This window comes from Pseudomonas neuropathica, from assembly GCF_051174785.1.
GTDB lineage: Bacteria > Pseudomonadota > Gammaproteobacteria > Pseudomonadales > Pseudomonadaceae > Aquipseudomonas > Aquipseudomonas neuropathica_A.
Genome location: NZ_CP195111.1, coordinates 841,298 through 857,138 on the forward strand (window position 1 = coordinate 841,298; position 15,841 = coordinate 857,138).

At 61.1% G+C, this 15,841-nt stretch carries 12 protein-coding genes; 8 read left to right on the forward strand and 4 right to left on the reverse strand.

The window, feature by feature from the left end; all coding sequences use genetic code 11:
* The first annotated feature begins 231 nt into the window (after nt 1–231).
* The 4 genes from ACRRSD_RS03835 (at nt 232) to paoC (ending at nt 6,049) form a co-directional block, all read left to right on the forward strand.
* Nucleotides 232–1,986 carry an L-lactate permease gene (locus ACRRSD_RS03835; protein WP_435037181.1) on the forward strand — a complete coding sequence of 585 codons (1,755 nt, stop codon included), beginning with the start codon at nt 232–234 and terminating at the stop codon, nt 1,984–1,986.
* Nucleotides 1,987–2,277: 291 nt separating this feature from the next.
* Nucleotides 2,278–2,901, forward strand: coding sequence for an aldehyde dehydrogenase iron-sulfur subunit PaoA (paoA, locus tag ACRRSD_RS03840; protein WP_435037182.1), 624 nt, complete (start codon nt 2,278–2,280; stop codon nt 2,899–2,901).
* Nucleotides 2,898–3,854: an FAD binding domain-containing protein gene (locus tag ACRRSD_RS03845; protein ID WP_435037183.1), complete on the forward strand. Its 957-nt coding sequence runs from the start codon at nt 2,898–2,900 to the stop codon at nt 3,852–3,854. The genes paoA and ACRRSD_RS03845 overlap by 4 nt, the downstream gene beginning before the upstream one ends.
* Complete coding sequence (paoC, locus tag ACRRSD_RS03850) at nt 3,851–6,049, forward strand: aldehyde oxidoreductase molybdenum-binding subunit PaoC (protein WP_435037184.1); 2,199 nt, start codon at nt 3,851–3,853, stop codon at nt 6,047–6,049. Before ACRRSD_RS03845 ends, paoC begins: the two co-directional genes overlap by 4 nt.
* A 249-nt stretch (nt 6,050–6,298) precedes the next feature.
* On the opposite strand, the gene ACRRSD_RS03855 is transcribed toward paoC, so the two are convergent.
* A complete protein-coding gene (locus ACRRSD_RS03855; RefSeq protein ID WP_435037185.1) occupies nt 6,299–6,775 on the reverse strand; it encodes a (R)-mandelonitrile lyase in 477 nt (158 codons plus the stop codon).
* A 97-nt stretch (nt 6,776–6,872) separates the two neighbouring features.
* Between ACRRSD_RS03855 and ACRRSD_RS03860 the strand changes: the two genes are divergently transcribed.
* The gene (locus ACRRSD_RS03860) at nt 6,873–7,766 is read left to right on the forward strand and encodes a LysR family transcriptional regulator (protein WP_435037186.1); all 894 of its coding nucleotides are present in this window, start codon (nt 6,873–6,875) and stop codon (nt 7,764–7,766) included.
* 19 nt (nt 7,767–7,785) lie between these two features.
* Here the strand turns inward: ACRRSD_RS03860 and ACRRSD_RS03865 are convergent, their stop codons facing one another.
* On the reverse strand, nt 7,786–8,730 hold the full coding sequence (locus ACRRSD_RS03865) for an aldo/keto reductase (protein ID WP_435037187.1): 945 nt from the start codon (nt 8,728–8,730) through the stop codon (nt 7,786–7,788).
* Between the two features lie 113 nt (nt 8,731–8,843).
* Here ACRRSD_RS03865 and ACRRSD_RS03870 point away from each other — a divergent pair, with 113 nt between their 5' ends.
* Together ACRRSD_RS03870 and ACRRSD_RS03875 are read left to right on the forward strand one after the other, a co-directional pair.
* Nucleotides 8,844–9,614, forward strand: coding sequence for an alpha/beta hydrolase (locus ACRRSD_RS03870; protein ID WP_435037188.1), 771 nt, complete (start codon nt 8,844–8,846; stop codon nt 9,612–9,614).
* Nucleotides 9,615–9,702: 88 nt separating this feature from the next.
* Nucleotides 9,703–10,569 carry a CAP domain-containing protein gene (locus tag ACRRSD_RS03875; RefSeq protein ID WP_435037189.1) on the forward strand — a complete coding sequence of 289 codons (867 nt, stop codon included), beginning with the start codon at nt 9,703–9,705 and terminating at the stop codon, nt 10,567–10,569.
* A gap of 186 nt (nt 10,570–10,755) precedes the next feature.
* Here ACRRSD_RS03875 and ACRRSD_RS03880 read toward each other — a convergent pair whose 3' ends face one another.
* Both ACRRSD_RS03880 and ACRRSD_RS03885 read right to left on the reverse strand, forming a co-directional pair.
* Nucleotides 10,756–12,039: a Zn-dependent hydrolase gene (locus ACRRSD_RS03880; RefSeq protein ID WP_435037190.1), complete on the reverse strand. Its 1,284-nt coding sequence runs from the start codon at nt 12,037–12,039 to the stop codon at nt 10,756–10,758.
* 135 nt (nt 12,040–12,174) lie between these two features.
* Entirely contained in the window at nt 12,175–13,659 is a 1,485-nt protein-coding gene (locus tag ACRRSD_RS03885) for an NCS1 family nucleobase:cation symporter-1 (protein ID WP_435037191.1), read from the reverse strand.
* 626 nt (nt 13,660–14,285) lie between these two features.
* Here ACRRSD_RS03885 and hydA point away from each other — a divergent pair.
* Nucleotides 14,286–15,725: a dihydropyrimidinase gene (gene hydA, locus ACRRSD_RS03890; protein ID WP_122843432.1), complete on the forward strand. Its 1,440-nt coding sequence runs from the start codon at nt 14,286–14,288 to the stop codon at nt 15,723–15,725.
* Nucleotides 15,726–15,841 lie beyond the last annotated feature (116 nt).

Here is a 15,841-nt window from a genome sequence, read left to right on the forward strand (position 1 = left end):
TAAAACCAAGGTCTTGACGACGGAGTCGGCGACGCTGCCCGCGCCTTCAGGACGCGGTGCGCGCAGCCGCAGATACGACCGGGCAAAACGCCGTTGATTCAGTGGCCACTATCGACCGTTTGTCGCCCCGCCCGCGCTGCCCGAGCGGCGGCGAAATGCCACCTATACTGCTTGCAACCAAGCACCACGCAATGGATCTGCGCCCTCAATAACAACAAGCAGAGGTGGACCATGGTTTGGCAGCAAATTTACGACCCGTTCGGCAACCCGGTGATCTCCACGCTCATGGCCGCCGTACCGGTGGTGGTGATGCTCGCGGCACTGGCGTTTTTCCACGTCAAGGCACATCTGGCAGCGCTATTGGCGCTGGCTTCCGCCCTGCTCATATCGATTTTTGCCTTCGGCATGCCGGCGAGCATGGCTGGCTCTGCGGCGTTGTTTGGCGCGGCCAATGGCTTGTTGCCGATCGGCTGGATCGTCCTCAACATCATCTTTCTGCATCGCCTGACCACCGAGAACGGCTCGTTCAAAGTGCTGCAGGATTCCCTTGCGCGGATCACTGATGACCGCCGCTTGCAGTTGCTGCTGATCGCGTTCTGCTTCGGTGCGTTTTTCGAAGGCGCGGCCGGGTTCGGTACGCCGGTGGCGGTGACCGGGGCGATTCTGATCGGTCTCGGTTTTTCGCCACTGGCCGCGTCCGGTCTGGCGCTGATCGCCAACACCGCGCCGGTGGCATTCGGCGCATTGGGCACGCCGATCATTACCCTGGCCAAAGTTACCGGGCTGGATGAAATGGAACTGTCGATGATGGTCGGTCGGCAATTGCCGTTTTTCTCGGTGCTGGTGCCGTTCTGGCTGATCTGGGCCTTCGCCGGGTGGCGCAAGATGCTCGAGATCTGGCCGGCGATTCTGGTGGCCGGGGTGAGTTTCGCCGTGCCGCAGTTTCTGGTGTCGAACTACCACGGGCCGATGCTGGTGGACGTGATCGCCGCGCTGATTTCCATGGCCTGTCTGACGCTGTTTTTGAAGGTGTGGAAACCGGCGACCATTCACACCTCCGCTGCGCTTTCGGGGCGCGTAGACAACTCCAGGGTCGATGAAGAAAAAATCACTGCCAGCGCCGCGTTCAGCGATCAGGCGCGTCCGGCGGTGATGCGCGCGTGGATGCCGTGGATCATCCTCACCGTGTTCGTATTCGCCTGGGGCACGCAGGGCTTCAAGAATATGTTCGACACCCGTCCGGCGATTGATCCGGTCACCCAGTCGGCCAAGCTTGATCCCGCCGGCAAACCACTGCGCGAGGCCAACCCGATTTTCGCCCCGGCGGTGACGTTTACCAGCCTGCACCTGCAAATCGAAAAGGTCCCGCCCGTGGTTGCCGCGCCGAAAGCGGAAGAAGCGGTGTACAAATTCACCTGGCTCACCGCTACCGGCAGCGGGATTTTGCTGGCAGCAATTGTCGGCGGTTTACTGATGGGCTATTCGATTCCGCAACTGATCAAACAATACCTGCGCACATTGTGGGTGGTGCGGTTTTCGCTGATCACCATTGCGGCGATGCTGGCGCTGGGGTTTCTCACGCGCTACTCGGGACTCGACGCAACCATGGGCCTGGCATTTGCGGCGACGGGGATTTTCTATCCGATGTTTGGCACCTTGCTCGGCTGGCTGGGCGTGGCGTTGACCGGTTCCGATACGGCGTCAAACGTATTGTTTGGCGGCTTGCAGCGGGTGACCTCGGAACAGCTCGGGATCAGCCCGGTATTGATGGCGGCGGCCAACAGCTCTGGCGGGGTGATGGGCAAAATGGTCGATGCGCAATCGATCGTGGTCGCCTCCACCGCCACCCGTTGGTATGGGCATGAGGGCGAGATTCTGCGCTATGTGTTTTTCCACTCGATTGTGCTGGCGATTCTGGTCGGCGGACTGGTGACGTTGCAGGCGTATGTGGCGCCGTTTACCTCGATGGTGGTGGGCGGGCATTAGGGCGGCCATACACCTATCCAATGTGGGAGCGAGCCTGCTCGCGAAGGCGTCCGGTCTGCCAGTGAAGATATTGGCTATGCCGGCCCCATCGCGAGCAGGCTCGCTCCCACAGGGATTTGTGCCGGGTCAGGCAATTGATGAGCCACACGCATAACTCTATAGCGCAAATCCGACAAAACCTTTTCCTCTATCCGGCAGTCACTTCTTAACGAGACCGGCGATGACGCTGGCTGCCCGTTTGGGCCATCCACGACCCTGCTGCCCTGATGAAGAGAGAAAAGGAATCGAACCATGACGATTTCCCGACGCGGATTTCTGATCCTCGGTGCCGTGACCGCCACCGCCTTCGCGATGCCGCCGTTTATCAGCCTCAAGGCCTACGCGGCCAATCTGGAGCAACCGGCCATGAGCAAAGTGACGATCAACATCAACGGCAAGCCGCGTGCGCTTGACGTCGACACCCGCACCACGCTGCTCGATGCCCTGCGCGAGCACCTGCAACTGACCGGCACTAAAAAAGGCTGCGACCATGGCCAGTGCGGCGCCTGTACGGTGATCGCCGATGGCCGACGCATCAACTCTTGCCTGACCCTGGCGGTGATGCACGAAGGCAGTGAGATCACCACCATCGAGGGCCTCGGCATGCCCGACCATCTGCACCCGATGCAGGCCGCGTTCATCAAGCACGACGGTTATCAGTGTGGCTATTGCACGCCGGGGCAAATCTGCTCGGCGGTGGCGGTGATCAAAGAGATCCGCGACGGCATCCCCAGTCACGTCAGCCCCAGCCTTACCGAACCGCCGAAGCTTGTTGCCGCCGAATTGCAGGAACGCATGAGCGGCAATATCTGCCGCTGCGGCGCCTACTCGAACATCATAGAGGCGATCACTGAAGTCGCGGAGGTACCGGCATGAGACCGTTCAATTACAGCCGCGCAGACTCCCCCGCCGCTGCCGCTGCGCAAGCCGCACAGGTCGAAGGCGCCAAGTTCATCGCCGGCGGTACCAACCTGCTGGACTTGATGAAACTCGACATCGAGACCCCACTGCACCTGATCGACGTCAATCACCTTGGCCTGGATCAGATCGAAGCCACGCCCGAGGGCGGTTTGCGCATCGGCGCGCTGGTGCGCAACACCGATCTGGCTGCCGATGCGCGCGTGCGCAAGGACTACGCCCTGCTCTCACGCGCCTTGCTCGCCGGGGCTTCCGGACAGCTGCGCAACATGGCAAGCACCGCCGGCAACCTGCTGCAACGCACACGCTGCCCGTACTTCTACGACACCCATCAAGCCTGCAACAAACGCAACCCCGGCAGCGGCTGCGCAGCCATCGGTGGCGTCACCCGACAATTGGGGATTATCGGCGTCAGCGATGCCTGCATTGCCACCCATCCGAGCGACATGGCCATCGCGATGCGGGCCCTCGATGCGCAAATTGAAACGGTCAAACCCGACGGCAGCACCCGCAGCATCGCCATGGCTGATTTTCATCAGTTGCCTGGCAACACGCCAAATATCGAAACCAGCCTCACGCCCGGCGAGTTCATTACCTCGGTAACACTCCCCGCGCCGGTCGGCGGCACCCACGTTTATCACAAGGTACGTGATCGTTCGTCCTACGCATTCGCGCTGGTGTCAGTCGGTCTGATCCTGCAAAAGGACGGCAGCGGCCGCGTTGCCGTCGGCGGTATCGCGCCGAAACCGTGGCGGGTTGAAGCCGCCGAAGCGCTGCTGCCCAAGGGCGCCAAAGCCGTCAGCGCACGTCTGCTCGACGGCGCCACGCCGACTCACGACAACCAATTCAAACTGACTCTGGTCGAGCGCACGCTCGGCTCGGTGTTGGCGCAAGCGAGGGATGAAGCATGAAATTCGACACGCCCGCCACCACCAACCCGATCGACCAGTTGAAGGTCATCGGTCAACCCACCGAACGCATCGAAGGCCCGCTGAAAACCAGCGGTCAGGCCACTTATGCCTACGAGCAACATGAAGCGGCCGCCAACCAGGCTTACGGTGTCATGGTCGATGCGGCCATCGCCAAGGGACGGATCAAAGCCATTCATCTGGATGATGCGAAAGCTGCGCCGGGCGTGCTGGCGATTGTCACCGCCGAAAACGCCGGCAAGCTCGACAAGGGTCAATACAACGCCGCACACCTGCTCGCCGGTCCCGACGTGCAGCATTATCAGCAGGCCGTCGCGCTAGTGGTCGCAGAGACCTTCGAACAGGCCCGCGCCGCCGCGCAACGGGTCAAGGTCGATTACGAAACCGTCGAAGGCAAGTTCGATCTGGCCAGCGTGAAAGACCTGGGCGTCGAGCCGAAAGACGAGTTGCCCGACGTCAATCATGGTGATTTCGATAAGGCCTTCACCGCCGCGCCGGTGCAGTTCGATCAGACGTACACCACCCCGGACCAGTCCCACGCGATGATGGAACCCCACGCGACATTGGCGGCGTGGAAAGGCGATCAACTGACCGTGTGGACCTCCAACCAGATGGTCGCCTGGAGTGTCGGCGACATTGCGAAAACCCTCGGTTTACCGAAGGAAAACGTGCGTCTGGTCTCGCCATACATCGGTGGCGGTTTCGGCGGCAAACTGTTCATCCGCGCCGATGTGATCCTCGCCGCCCTTGGTGCGCGCATGGCTGGCCGCCCGGTGAAGGTGGCCCTCGCCCGCCCGCAGATGGCCAACAACACCACGCACCGTCCGGCGACGATTCAGCGCATCCGCATGGGCGCCACGGCCGACGGCAAGCTCACCGCCATCGCCCACGAAGGCTGGTCGGGCAACCTCGCGGACGGCAAGGTCGAACTCGCCGCACAACCGAGCCAGTTACTTTACGCCGCTGAAAACCGTCGCGTGAGCATGCGCCTGGCGCCGCTCGATTTGCCCGAGGGCAACGCCATGCGTGCGCCGGGTGAAGCACCAGGTTTGATGGTGTTGGAAATCGCCATGGACGAGATGGCCGAGCAACTGAAAATGGATCCGGTGCAGTTCCGCATTCTCAACGATACCCAGGTTGATCCGGTGAAGACCGAACGGCCGTTTTCCCAACGCCAGTTGATCAAGTGCCTGCAGACGGGGGCGGAGAAATTCGGCTGGGATCAGCGCAAGGCTCAACCGGGCAGCCGGCGTGAAGGTCGCTGGCTGATCGGCATGGGCGTAGCGGCCGCGTTTCGCAACAACCTGCTGGTCAAGTCCGGCGCCCGCGTGCGCCTGGAGCGTGACGGCAAGATCATTGTGGAAACCGACATGACCGATATCGGCACCGGCAGCTACACGATCATCGCGCAGACTGCGGCCGAGATGATGGGCGTCGGCCTCGATGCTGTGGAAGTGCGGCTAGGTGACTCAGACTTCCCGGTGTCGGCCGGCTCCGGCGGCCAGTTCGGCGGTAACTGCTCGACCGCCGGCGTCTATGCCGCGTGCGTAAAACTGCGCGAAGCGGTGGCGACTAAACTGGGGCTGGCGGTGGATCAGGCTGAATTCGTCGACGGTCAGGTGCGCGTCGGCAGCAAGAGTGTGCCATTGCGCAACGCGGCTGAAGGCGGCGCGCTGGTCGGCGAGGACAGCATCGAGTTCGGTGATCTGGCCGAGAAGTATCAGCAGTCGACGTTCGGTGCACATTTCGTCGAAGTCGCTGTCGATGCGGCCACGGGTGAAGTCCGCGTGCGGCGCATGTTGGCGGTGTGCGCGGCCGGGCGGATTCTCAACCCGACGTCGGCGCGCAGTCAGGTGATCGGCGCGATGACCATGGGCGTCGGTGCGGCGTTGATGGAAGAGCTGGCGGTGGACAAGAAGCTGGGGTTTTTCGTCAACCATGACCTGGCCGGGTATGAGGTGCCGGTACATGCCGACATACCGCATCAGGAGGTGATTTTCCTCGATGAGACTGATCCGGTTTCTTCACCGATGAAGGCCAAGGGTGTTGGTGAGTTGGGGATTTGCGGGGTCAGTGCGGCGGTGGCGAATGCGATCTACAACGCCACGGGGGCGCGGGTGCGGGAGTATCCGGTTACGCTGGACAAGATTTTGTCGTCGTTGCCGGAGATGATCTGAACGTCCCTTAAAAGCCCCTCACCCTAACCCTCTCCCAGAGGGAGAGGGGACCGATCCGGGGATATTCGGGAGCTGCGCCGACCTGAACGTTTTGCTGTGAATCCATAATCGATAGAGCATTCTCAGGTCGATGGATAACGCTTTGCTGTGAATCCGTAATCGCCTCGGTCTCCCAGGTCGATGTATGACGCAAGACACTGCGGTCGGCTCCCTCTCCCTCCGGGAGAGGGCTGGGGTGAGGGAAGTGCTTCACTCGGAACGCGGATATTGCTCATCACTCACCTGCTCCATCCAATCCGCTACTTTGCCATCCAATACTTCAGCAATCGCGATATGCGTCATCGCCGTGCCAGGCGCCGCCCCGTGCCAATGCTTGGCCCCCGGCGCAATCCATACCGTATCCCCTGGACGAATCTCACGAACCGGCTGCCCCCACTCCTGCACAAACCCGGAACCGGCCGTGACGATCAAGGTCTGCCCCAACGGATGAGTGTGCCAAGCAGTACGCGCGCCCGGCTCAAACGTCACCGTTGCACCACTGACCCGCGCTGCGTCGGTGCCTTTGAACGGCGCATCGACACGCACAGTGCCCGTGAACCAATCCGTCGGGCCTTTGGCCGAAGGTTGCGAGCCATTGGGCGTGACCGTCACACGCGGAGTTTCATCGGCCTGCACCTCACCCGCCAATAGGGAAAGGGTCAACGCAGAAGCGGCGATCGGGTTCATGGAAATTCCTCCAGATAAACAATGCCACCACTCTACCGACACCCACTCTTCAGATAATCGACTAGAATTCAAAAAAACTTATGCAGGGCACTCATCAATGCTGCGTGAAAATGCCACCGACCTCCTCGCCTTCCTCGCCGTCGCCCGCGAGCGCAGCTTCACCAAAGCGGCGGCCAAACTCGGCGTTTCGCAATCGGCGCTCAGTCACACGATTCGCGCACTTGAAGCGCGTTTGGGCCTGCGCTTGCTGACCCGCACCACCCGCAGCGTCTCGCCCACCGAAGCCGGCGCCCACCTGCTGCAAACCATCGGCCCACGCTTCGAAGAAATCGAACTGGAACTGGCGGCGCTGAGCAACCTGCGCGACACCCCGGCGGGCAAGATCCGCATCAGCGCCACCGACCACTCGCTGAACTGGCTGCTGCGCCCGGTGCTCAAGGACTTTCTGCCGCAGTACCCGGACATCGCCATCGAGGTCTGCTGCGATTACGGTTTCGTCGACATTGCCGGCCAGGGTTTCGACGCTGGCGTGCGCTTGGGCGAAGACGTCGCACAAGGCATGATCGCCACCCGCATCGGCCCCGACATGCGCATGGCGGTGGTTGGCTCACCCGCCTATTTCGCCAAACGCACCCCGCCGCAAACGCCACGCGATCTGACCGACCACGCCTGCAACAACCTGCGCCTGCCGACCAACGGCGGGTTGTACAGCTGGGAATTCGAGAAGGATGGTGAAAGCCTGAAAGTTCGGGTTTCCGGGCAGATCACCCTGAATGGCGTCTACCCGTTGCTCGACGCTGCGCTGGACGGTTTCGGCTTGAGCTACATCCCGGAAAACGTCGTCGCGCCGTATCTGGCCGACGGCCGGTTGCTGCAAGTGCTGGAAGACTGGTGCCCGACGTTTGCCGGCTATCACCTCTACTATCCGAGCCGACGCCAGGCGGCACCGGCGTTTGCGTTGTTGCTGGAGGCGTTGCGCTTTCGCGGTTGAGCGCCGTCCACGAGATCGATTAACCCAGCAACGCAAGCAACTGATGGCGCTGCGCATCGGTGAGCATCGGCCCGAACCCGGCCTTGGCGTTATCGGCCATGTAACGTGGATTGCCCGTGCCGGGTATCACGCAAGTCACCGCCGAATGTGAGAGCAGAAACTTCAGCGCCAGTTGCGGCCAGCTGTTGACCTGCACGTCCGACACCCATCCAGGCAGCGGCTTGCCTTTGAGCCGCGCCAGCAATCCCCCGCCACCGAACGGCCGATTACAGATCACCGCAACGCCGCGCTCACGGCACAAAGGCAAAATACGCTTCTCCACGCCTCGGTCATCGAGGGCGTAGTTGATTTGCAGAAAATCCAGTTGTTCGGCCTTCAGCACTGCTTCAACTTCGTCGTAGGCCGAGGGCGTGTAATGGGTGATGCCGATGTAGCGGATGCGCCCTTGCGCTTTCCATTCACGCAGGGTTGGCAGGTGGGTCTGCCAGTCGAGCAGGTTGTGGATCTGCATCAGGTCGATACGTTCGGTGCGTAGAAGGCTGAATGACTGTTCCATCTGCGCGATGCCTTCCTCGCGTCCGCGTGTCCACACCTTGGTCGCCAGAAACGCCGGCGAACGCGGTTCATGGATCGACAGCAGTTCGCCGGTAGTCTGTTCGGCGCGGCCATACATCGGTGAACTGTCGATCAGCGTGCCGCCCTTGCTGAACAGCTTATCCAGCACCGCCGGCAATTGCCGGTAGGCCGGATCACCCGGAGCGACATCGAAACCGCGATAGGTGCCCAGACCCACGATGGGCAGCGACTCGGAGCTGGACGGGATGGCGCGGGTCTGCATGGCGTGGCCTCCGGAAGTTGCGGGCGTGGTGGTTGTGGCCAACGCCCGATCAAAGGTGAAGACCGCCGAAACCCCGGCAGCCAGCGTGAGCAATCGGCGACGGGAGTAACCCTCAGTGTGGCTCATGCTGGTTCCCCTGCTGCGTGGATCTGTTGCACGTTGTGTGTATGGCTCGTCCGTTGGCAGCGCTGGACTACACTGCGACAGCGAAGCCTCCACACCCCGTTAAAAGTAGCCGAATGTCCCGAACCCTGATGTCACTCGTCGCATTGATCGTTGCCGTGTACCTGGTGCTGTGCGCGGCGCTGTTCTTTTTTCAGCGTTCGCTGATCTATTTTCCGCAGCCCAATGCCGTCACAGGCACCGCATCACGACTGACCTTGTCGATGCCGGACGCGCAGGTTTCAGTGCTCACCCGCGAGCGGGTCGGGTCGCGGGCGCTGATCTATTTCGGCGGCAATGCCGAAGATGTGTCGCGCAATCTGCCGGCGTTTGCCGAGGCGTTTCCCGAATACGCGGTGTACCTGCTCAACTACCGCGGCTTCGGTGGCAGCGGCGGCTCACCGTCAGAGGCGGCGATTGCCGAAGATGCCTTGGCGCTGTTTGATCAGGTGTACGCCAGCCACCCGCAGGTTTCGCTAATAGGCCGCAGCCTGGGATCGGGCGTCGCCGTGCGTCTGGCCAGTCAGCGACCGGTACAACAGCTGATTCTGGTGACGCCTTACAACAGCCTTGAGGAAATCGCCGCGCGGCACTATCCGTGGGTGCCGGTGAAGTGGTTACTCAAGGATCGTTTTGAATCAGGCAAGTACGCCGCGCATCTCCGCGTGCCGACGTTGCTGCTGGCGGCCAGTGACGATGAGGTGATACCGCGCGCCAGCACCCAGCGCTTGCTGGAAAACTTCCCTCAAGGCGTGGCGGTGCTCAGGGTGGTGCCGGATTCGGGGCATAACTCGATTTCCGACCGTGCGCAGTATTTGCAGTGGATGGGGGATGTGTTGAATCGGTGAACCAAGTCCCGATTCCCCAGTCCTACCCGCGCCGCTTTCTGCGGTTCACTCAACTGTTGCGCTGTCCTCCTTCAGAGTTGCCCGTCTCATGCGCCACGCCGTTCGCTCGTCTCGCTTCGTTTCGCTGTGTCTGCTGATCCTTTCGCCGCTGTTCGTTGAAACCGCCCATGCCGGTGCGGAGCGACAACTGGTGGCCGCCATCAACGACTATCGCGCCCATCCGCAACGCTGTGATCGGCGCCCGGCACAACGGCTGGCACCGTTGGCGCTGAAGTCGAACCTGGCCCTGCCGATCGGTTATCGCTACGCCGGGAGCATGCGCGAAGCGTTGAAGTCGTCCGGTTATTCCGCCATTGCGGTGCGCAGTATTCGCGTGATCGGGGCCGAGGACGCCGAAGAGGCGTTCGACCTGCTGCAAGACCAGCACTGCGCCGCGCTGCTGGATGCGAGCTACGCCGACATCGGTGTCAGCCGTTCGCGCAATGAGTGGCAAGTGGTGTTGGCGCAACCGGTGCTCGACAGCCGCGTCGGCGATAACCGCAGCGTCGGCAAGGCGCTGCTGGCAGAGGTCAACGCCGCGCGCGCCCGGCCCCGGATGTGTGGACGCCAGCGCTTCGCCGCCGCCCGGCCATTGAGCTGGAACGCCGCGCTGGGCGCCGCCGCACAGGGGCACAGCAAAGCCATGGCTTACGGCAACTACTTCGCCCACCGTGATCCGGACGGTGACCTGCCCGCCGATCGCGCCCGTGCGGCGGGTTATCGTGGTCGGCAAATTGGCGAAAACATTGCGGCCGGGCAGAGTTCACCGGGCAAGGCCATGGCCGGATGGCTGGCCAGTCCCGGGCACTGCGCCAATCTGATGAACCCGATGTTTACCCAAGTGGGCGCCGGGTTTGCCAGTGAGGCGCGCAGTGATGAAGGGGTTTACTGGACGATGGTGTTTGGTGCGCAGTGATTGGTCGCACAAGCTCCGGTTTCAGGTCTTCCTTGCGCAATATTGACGGCGATACAACGGCTATCGCGGCCCATCACATTTTCATGACGCTGTGGTGACGGCAAAAAGATCGCAGCCTCCGGCAGCTCCTACACAGGTTTTATGGTTTCCCTGTAGGAGTTGCCGAAGGCTACGATCTTTTGATCTTCAAGCCGCCCGCTGCCCTCCCGCGACCATCGCCGAAGCCGCCAGCATCGCCCGCAACAACACCGCACACCCCGCCGCCAGATCATCTGGCGCGGCGTTTTCGATTTCGTTGTGGCTGATGCCGCCTTCGCACGGCACAAAGATCATCCCGGCCGGGCCGAGTTCGGCGAGGAAAATCGCGTCATGCCCGGCGCCGCTGACGATGTCCATATTCGACAAGCCAAGCCCTTTCGCTGCGCCGCGCACCGCTTCCACGCAACCTTTTTCGAAGTACAGCGGCGGGAAGTCGGCGGTCGGCGTCAGTTCATAGGTCAGGCCGTGTTCTTCACAGGTGGCGTCGATGACTTGCTTGACTTCAGCGATCATCGAGTCCAGCCGCGCCGGTTCCAGATGACGGAAGTCGAGGGTCATGCGCACTTCGCCAGGGATGACGTTGCGCGAGCCGGGATAGGCTTGCAGGCAGCCGACGGTGCCGCAGGCGTGGGGTTGATGACCGAGGGCGGCGCGGTTGACCCCGCCGACGATCACCGAGGCGCCGACCAGCGCGTCTTTACGCAAGTGCATCGGCGTCGGGCCGGCATGCGCTTCGACCCCGCGCAGCTTGAGGTCGAACCACTTCTGCCCCAGCGCGCCCAGCACCACGCCGATGGTTTTCTGCTCGTCTTCGAGGATTGGGCCTTGTTCGATGTGTGCCTCGAAATAGGCGCCGACTTTGTGCCCGCTGACTTTGCGCGGACCGGCGTAGCCGATGGCATTGAGCGCCTCACCCACGGTCACGCCGTCGGCATCGACTTTGGCGAGGGTTTCTTCGAGGGTGAATTTCTCCGCGAACACGCCGGAGCCCATCATGCACGGGGCGAAGCGCGAGCCCTCTTCGTTGGTCCAGACCACCACTTCCAGCGGTGCTTCGGTTTCTACACCGAGATCGTTGAGGGTGCGCAGGACTTCGACACCGGCGAGCACGCCGAAGCAGCCGTCGAACTTGCCGCCGGTGGGCTGGGTATCGATGTGACTGCCGGTCATTACTGGTGGCAGGTTGGGATTGCGCCCGGGGCGACGGGCGAAGATGTTGCCGACGGCATCGACCGTGACGCTGCATCCGGCGTCCTTGCACCATTGCACGAACAGGTCGCGGGCCTGGCGGTCGAGATCGGTCAGGGCCAGGCGACAGACCCCGCCCTTGACCGTGGCGCCAAGCTTGGCCAGCTCCATGAGCGAGGCCCACAGGCGATCGCGGTTGATGTGCTGATGGCTCGATTGCAGAACGTCTACGGCTGCGTTCATGGGGATCTCCTCAGGCTGCTTTTCTTATGAATATTTCTCTGGTGTCGGGTAGATCGCCTTCGCGAGCAGGCTCGCTCCCACAGGGGAAACGCACTTCAAATGTGGGAGCGAGCCTGCTCGCGAAAGGGCCATACGCTACACCGCAGATTTCACTACTGACGGACTAGCGCGCATCACGCACAACCCGTAATAAATAATCCCGCCCAGCGCCGAGCCGGTGAACCAGCCATAGCTGTAGAACCAGCTGAACGCATCGCTACCCAGCGACAACAAGGTCAGCACCACCGGCACCCCGAACGCGAGAAACCCGGCCCAGTTCCACGCCGGATAGACGTCATCGCGGTACAACCCGGCCAGGTCCAATTGCTGTTTCTTGATCAGGAAATAGTCCACCACCATGATCCCGGCGATCGGCCCGAGCAGGCTCGAATAACCCAGCAGCCAATTGGAATACACGGTTTCCAGGCTGACATCGGAGACAATCAAACCGAGTTTTTTCAGCAGCTCATGGCCCATCAACAACAGCCCGACCAACCCGGTCAGCAACACCGCTTTGGTGCGGTTGATCACTTTAGGCGCGATGTTCTGAAAGTCGTTGGTCGGCGAGACGATGTTCGCGGCGGTGTTGGTCGACAGCGTGGCGATGATGATCAACGCCATCGCCACCGCCACCCACACCGGGCTCTGAATATGCCCGATCAGAGTGACCGGATCGGAGACGCTCACACCGACCAGTTTCACCGACGCGGCAGTCATGATCACGCCCAGCGATGCAAACAAAAACATCGTCAGCGGCAGGCCGAAAATCTGCCCGAGGATCTGATCCTTCTGGCTCTTGGCATAACGGCTGAAGTCGGGAATGTTCAGCGACAACGTCGCCCAGAAACCGACCATCGCCGTCAGCCCGGCAGCGAAGTAACTCACCACGCTGGCGCCTTCCGGACGTTTCGCTGGAATCGCCAGCAGTTCGGTCATCGAGACATTGGGCATGGCCCACACCAGCAGGCCAATGCCGACCGCTACCAGCAACGGCGCCGATAAGGTTTCCAGCCACTTGATCGACTCGGCGCCACGAATCACCACCCACAGATTCAGCGCCCAGAAGATCATGAAACCGATCACCTCCCCCGTTCCGCCGAGGGATTTCCAGTCCTCGAACACCGAGCCGAGAAACAGGTGAATCGCCAGCCCGCCGAACATCGTTTGAATACCGAACCAGCCACACGCCACCAGTGCGCGAATCAGACACGGCACGTTGGAACCGAGAATGCCGAACGATGAGCGCAGCAACACCGGAAACGGGATGCCGTACTTGGTGCCGGGAAAGGCGTTGAGCGTAAGCGGAATCAGCACGATGACGTTGGCGAACAGAATCGCCAGCAACGCTTCACCAACGGTCAAGCCAAAGTAAGCGGTGAGCACGCCGCCGAGGGTGTAGGTCGGCACGCAGATCGACATGCCGACCCACAGCGCGGTGATGTGCCATTTGTTCCAGGTTCGTTCGCGCACCTTGGTCGGTGCCATGTCGTGGTTGTAACGGGGACTGTCGAGGACGTCGCTACCGGCTTCGAGTTCGAACAAGCCGTCGCGCTCGGTCACTTGCGATCTGTTCTGTTGCATGGCCGCTCCACTGTTCTTCTGATTATTTTTTTGCTCATCAGGCGGCTTGCACACGAGGGTGCGAGCCGGACGATGGCCGGAGGAACTGACAACTTTCGTGCACCGGCCATGGTGTCAGCGGCGGCATCAATAAACGTGCCGGGTGACCCGCTTGCGCATCGGCCAGTGTTTCAAACGCTTTGCAACTTTCTGATATTTATCAGTTTTAATTATTCACCGGAGGAGTTCGCGGAAACTTGTCTGGGTGTTCAGGCTAAACACCTGGCAAGTTGTCCGAACAGACAGGACTCAATCTGGTGCACTGCATTTATTTTCATCGTGAGCGAGCAACCGCAGCTCAACTTCAAGCGGCTGATTTCACATAGGAAATCTTGCTCATATTTCCATCCTGTCAAGTGCGTCAAAATGGTGAACGACCTCACCATTTTGGTGATTTTCATTTTTTTTCTATATTTTTCATACACTTAAAACAGTCATAAGCTTATAAAAAATAATCTTGCTCTATTGCAAATCTGCGACTAGTTTCTATTCCTGACAGCGCTGACAGGAATACACCTTGCAACGCCGTACATCAATAAAACATCTAGAACCGGCACAAGTCGGTCAATGCCTGCGAGGAACTCGGAATGTCTCTGTTGATCCGTGGCGCCACCGTTGTTACCCATGATGAAAGTTATCGCGCCGACGTCTATTGCGCCGACGGCGTGATCAAAGCCATCGGTGAAAACCTTGATATTCCCGCCGGCGCCGAAGTCCTCGACGGCAGTGGCCAATACCTGATGCCCGGCGGCATCGATCCGCACACCCACATGCAACTACCGTTCATGGGCACTGTGGCCAGTGAGGACTTTTACAGTGGCACGGCGGCGGGTCTGGCCGGCGGCACCACGTCGATCATTGATTTCGTGATTCCCAATCCGCAGCAGTCGCTGATGGAAGCCTTTCATCAGTGGCGCGGCTGGGCGGAAAAATCCGCATCCGACTATGGCTTCCACGTCGCGATCACCTGGTGGAGCGAGCAGGTGCGTGAGGAAATGGCCGAGCTGGTCAGCCATCACGGCATCAACAGCTTCAAGCATTTCATGGCTTACAAGAATGCGATCATGGCCGCCGACGACACGCTGGTGGCGAGTTTCGAGCGCTGCCTGGAACTCGGTGCGGTGCCGACCGTGCATGCGGAAAACGGCGAACTGGTCTATCACCTGCAACGCAAGTTGATGGCCCAGGGCATCACCGGGCCGGAAGCGCATCCGCTGTCGCGGCCGTCGCAGGTTGAAGGTGAGGCGGCGAGCCGAGCGATTCGTATCGCTGAAACCATTGGCACGCCGTTGTACCTGGTGCACGTCTCGACCAAGGAAGCCCTCGACGAAATCACCTATGCGCGCAGCAAGGGCCAACCGGTGTACGGCGAAGTGCTGGCCGGGCATTTGCTGCTCGACGACAGCGTCTATCAACACCCGGACTGGCAGACCGCTGCCGGTTACGTGATGAGCCCGCCGTTCCGTCCGCGTGGTCATCAAGAGGCGCTGTGGCACGGATTGCAAAACGGCAATCTGCACACCACCGCGACTGACCACTGCTGCTTCTGCGCCGAGCAAAAAGCCGCCGGGCGCGATGACTTCAGCAAGATTCCCAATGGCACCGCCGGCATCGAAGATCGCATGGCGGTGTTGTGGGACGAAGGCGTCAACAGTGGTCGTTTGTCGATGCAGGATTTCGTCGCCCTCACCTCCACCAACACCGCGAAGATCTTCAATCTCTATCCGCGTAAAGGCGCGATTCGCGTCGGTGCCGATGCCGATCTGGTGCTGTGGGATCCGCAAGGCACCCGGACCATTTCCGCCAAGACCCACCATCAGCAGGTGGACTTCAACATCTTCGAAGGCAAGACCGTGCGCGGCGTGCCCAGCCATACCGTCAGCCAGGGCCGGGTGGTCTGGGCCGACGGCGACCTGCGCGCCGAGCGCGGTGCCGGGCGGTATATCGAGCGGCCGGCGTATCCGGCGGTGTTTGATTTGCTGAGCAAACGGGCTGAGCAACATAAGCCAGTTGCTGTGAAACGCTGAAATCCAGGCCTTCGGCCTTCGCGAGCAAGCTCGCTCCCACATTTGAAATGCATTCCCCTGTGGGAGCGAGCCTGCTCGCGAAGAGGCCAGTCCAGGCAACACAAAAACCAATGCCC

Excerpts from the sequence above, each read along its gene's own strand:
- ACRRSD_RS03835 (WP_435037181.1), top strand. The coding sequence starts at position 232 with ATGGTTTGGCAGCAAATTTACGACCCGTTCGGCAACCCGGTGATCTCC.
- paoA (WP_435037182.1), top strand. The coding sequence starts at position 2,278 with ATGACGATTTCCCGACGCGGATTTCTGATCCTCGGTGCCGTGACCGCC.
- ACRRSD_RS03845 (WP_435037183.1), top strand. The coding sequence starts at position 2,898 with ATGAGACCGTTCAATTACAGCCGCGCAGACTCCCCCGCCGCTGCCGCT.
- paoC (WP_435037184.1), top strand. The coding sequence starts at position 3,851 with ATGAAATTCGACACGCCCGCCACCACCAACCCGATCGACCAGTTGAAG.
- ACRRSD_RS03855 (WP_435037185.1), bottom strand. The coding sequence starts at position 6,775 with ATGAACCCGATCGCCGCTTCTGCGTTGACCCTTTCCCTATTGGCGGGT.
- ACRRSD_RS03860 (WP_435037186.1), top strand. The coding sequence starts at position 6,873 with ATGCTGCGTGAAAATGCCACCGACCTCCTCGCCTTCCTCGCCGTCGCC.
- ACRRSD_RS03865 (WP_435037187.1), bottom strand. The coding sequence starts at position 8,730 with ATGAGCCACACTGAGGGTTACTCCCGTCGCCGATTGCTCACGCTGGCT.
- ACRRSD_RS03870 (WP_435037188.1), top strand. The coding sequence starts at position 8,844 with ATGTCCCGAACCCTGATGTCACTCGTCGCATTGATCGTTGCCGTGTAC.
- ACRRSD_RS03875 (WP_435037189.1), top strand. The coding sequence starts at position 9,703 with ATGCGCCACGCCGTTCGCTCGTCTCGCTTCGTTTCGCTGTGTCTGCTG.
- ACRRSD_RS03880 (WP_435037190.1), bottom strand. The coding sequence starts at position 12,039 with ATGAACGCAGCCGTAGACGTTCTGCAATCGAGCCATCAGCACATCAAC.
- ACRRSD_RS03885 (WP_435037191.1), bottom strand. The coding sequence starts at position 13,659 with ATGCAACAGAACAGATCGCAAGTGACCGAGCGCGACGGCTTGTTCGAA.
- hydA (WP_122843432.1), top strand. The coding sequence starts at position 14,286 with ATGTCTCTGTTGATCCGTGGCGCCACCGTTGTTACCCATGATGAAAGT.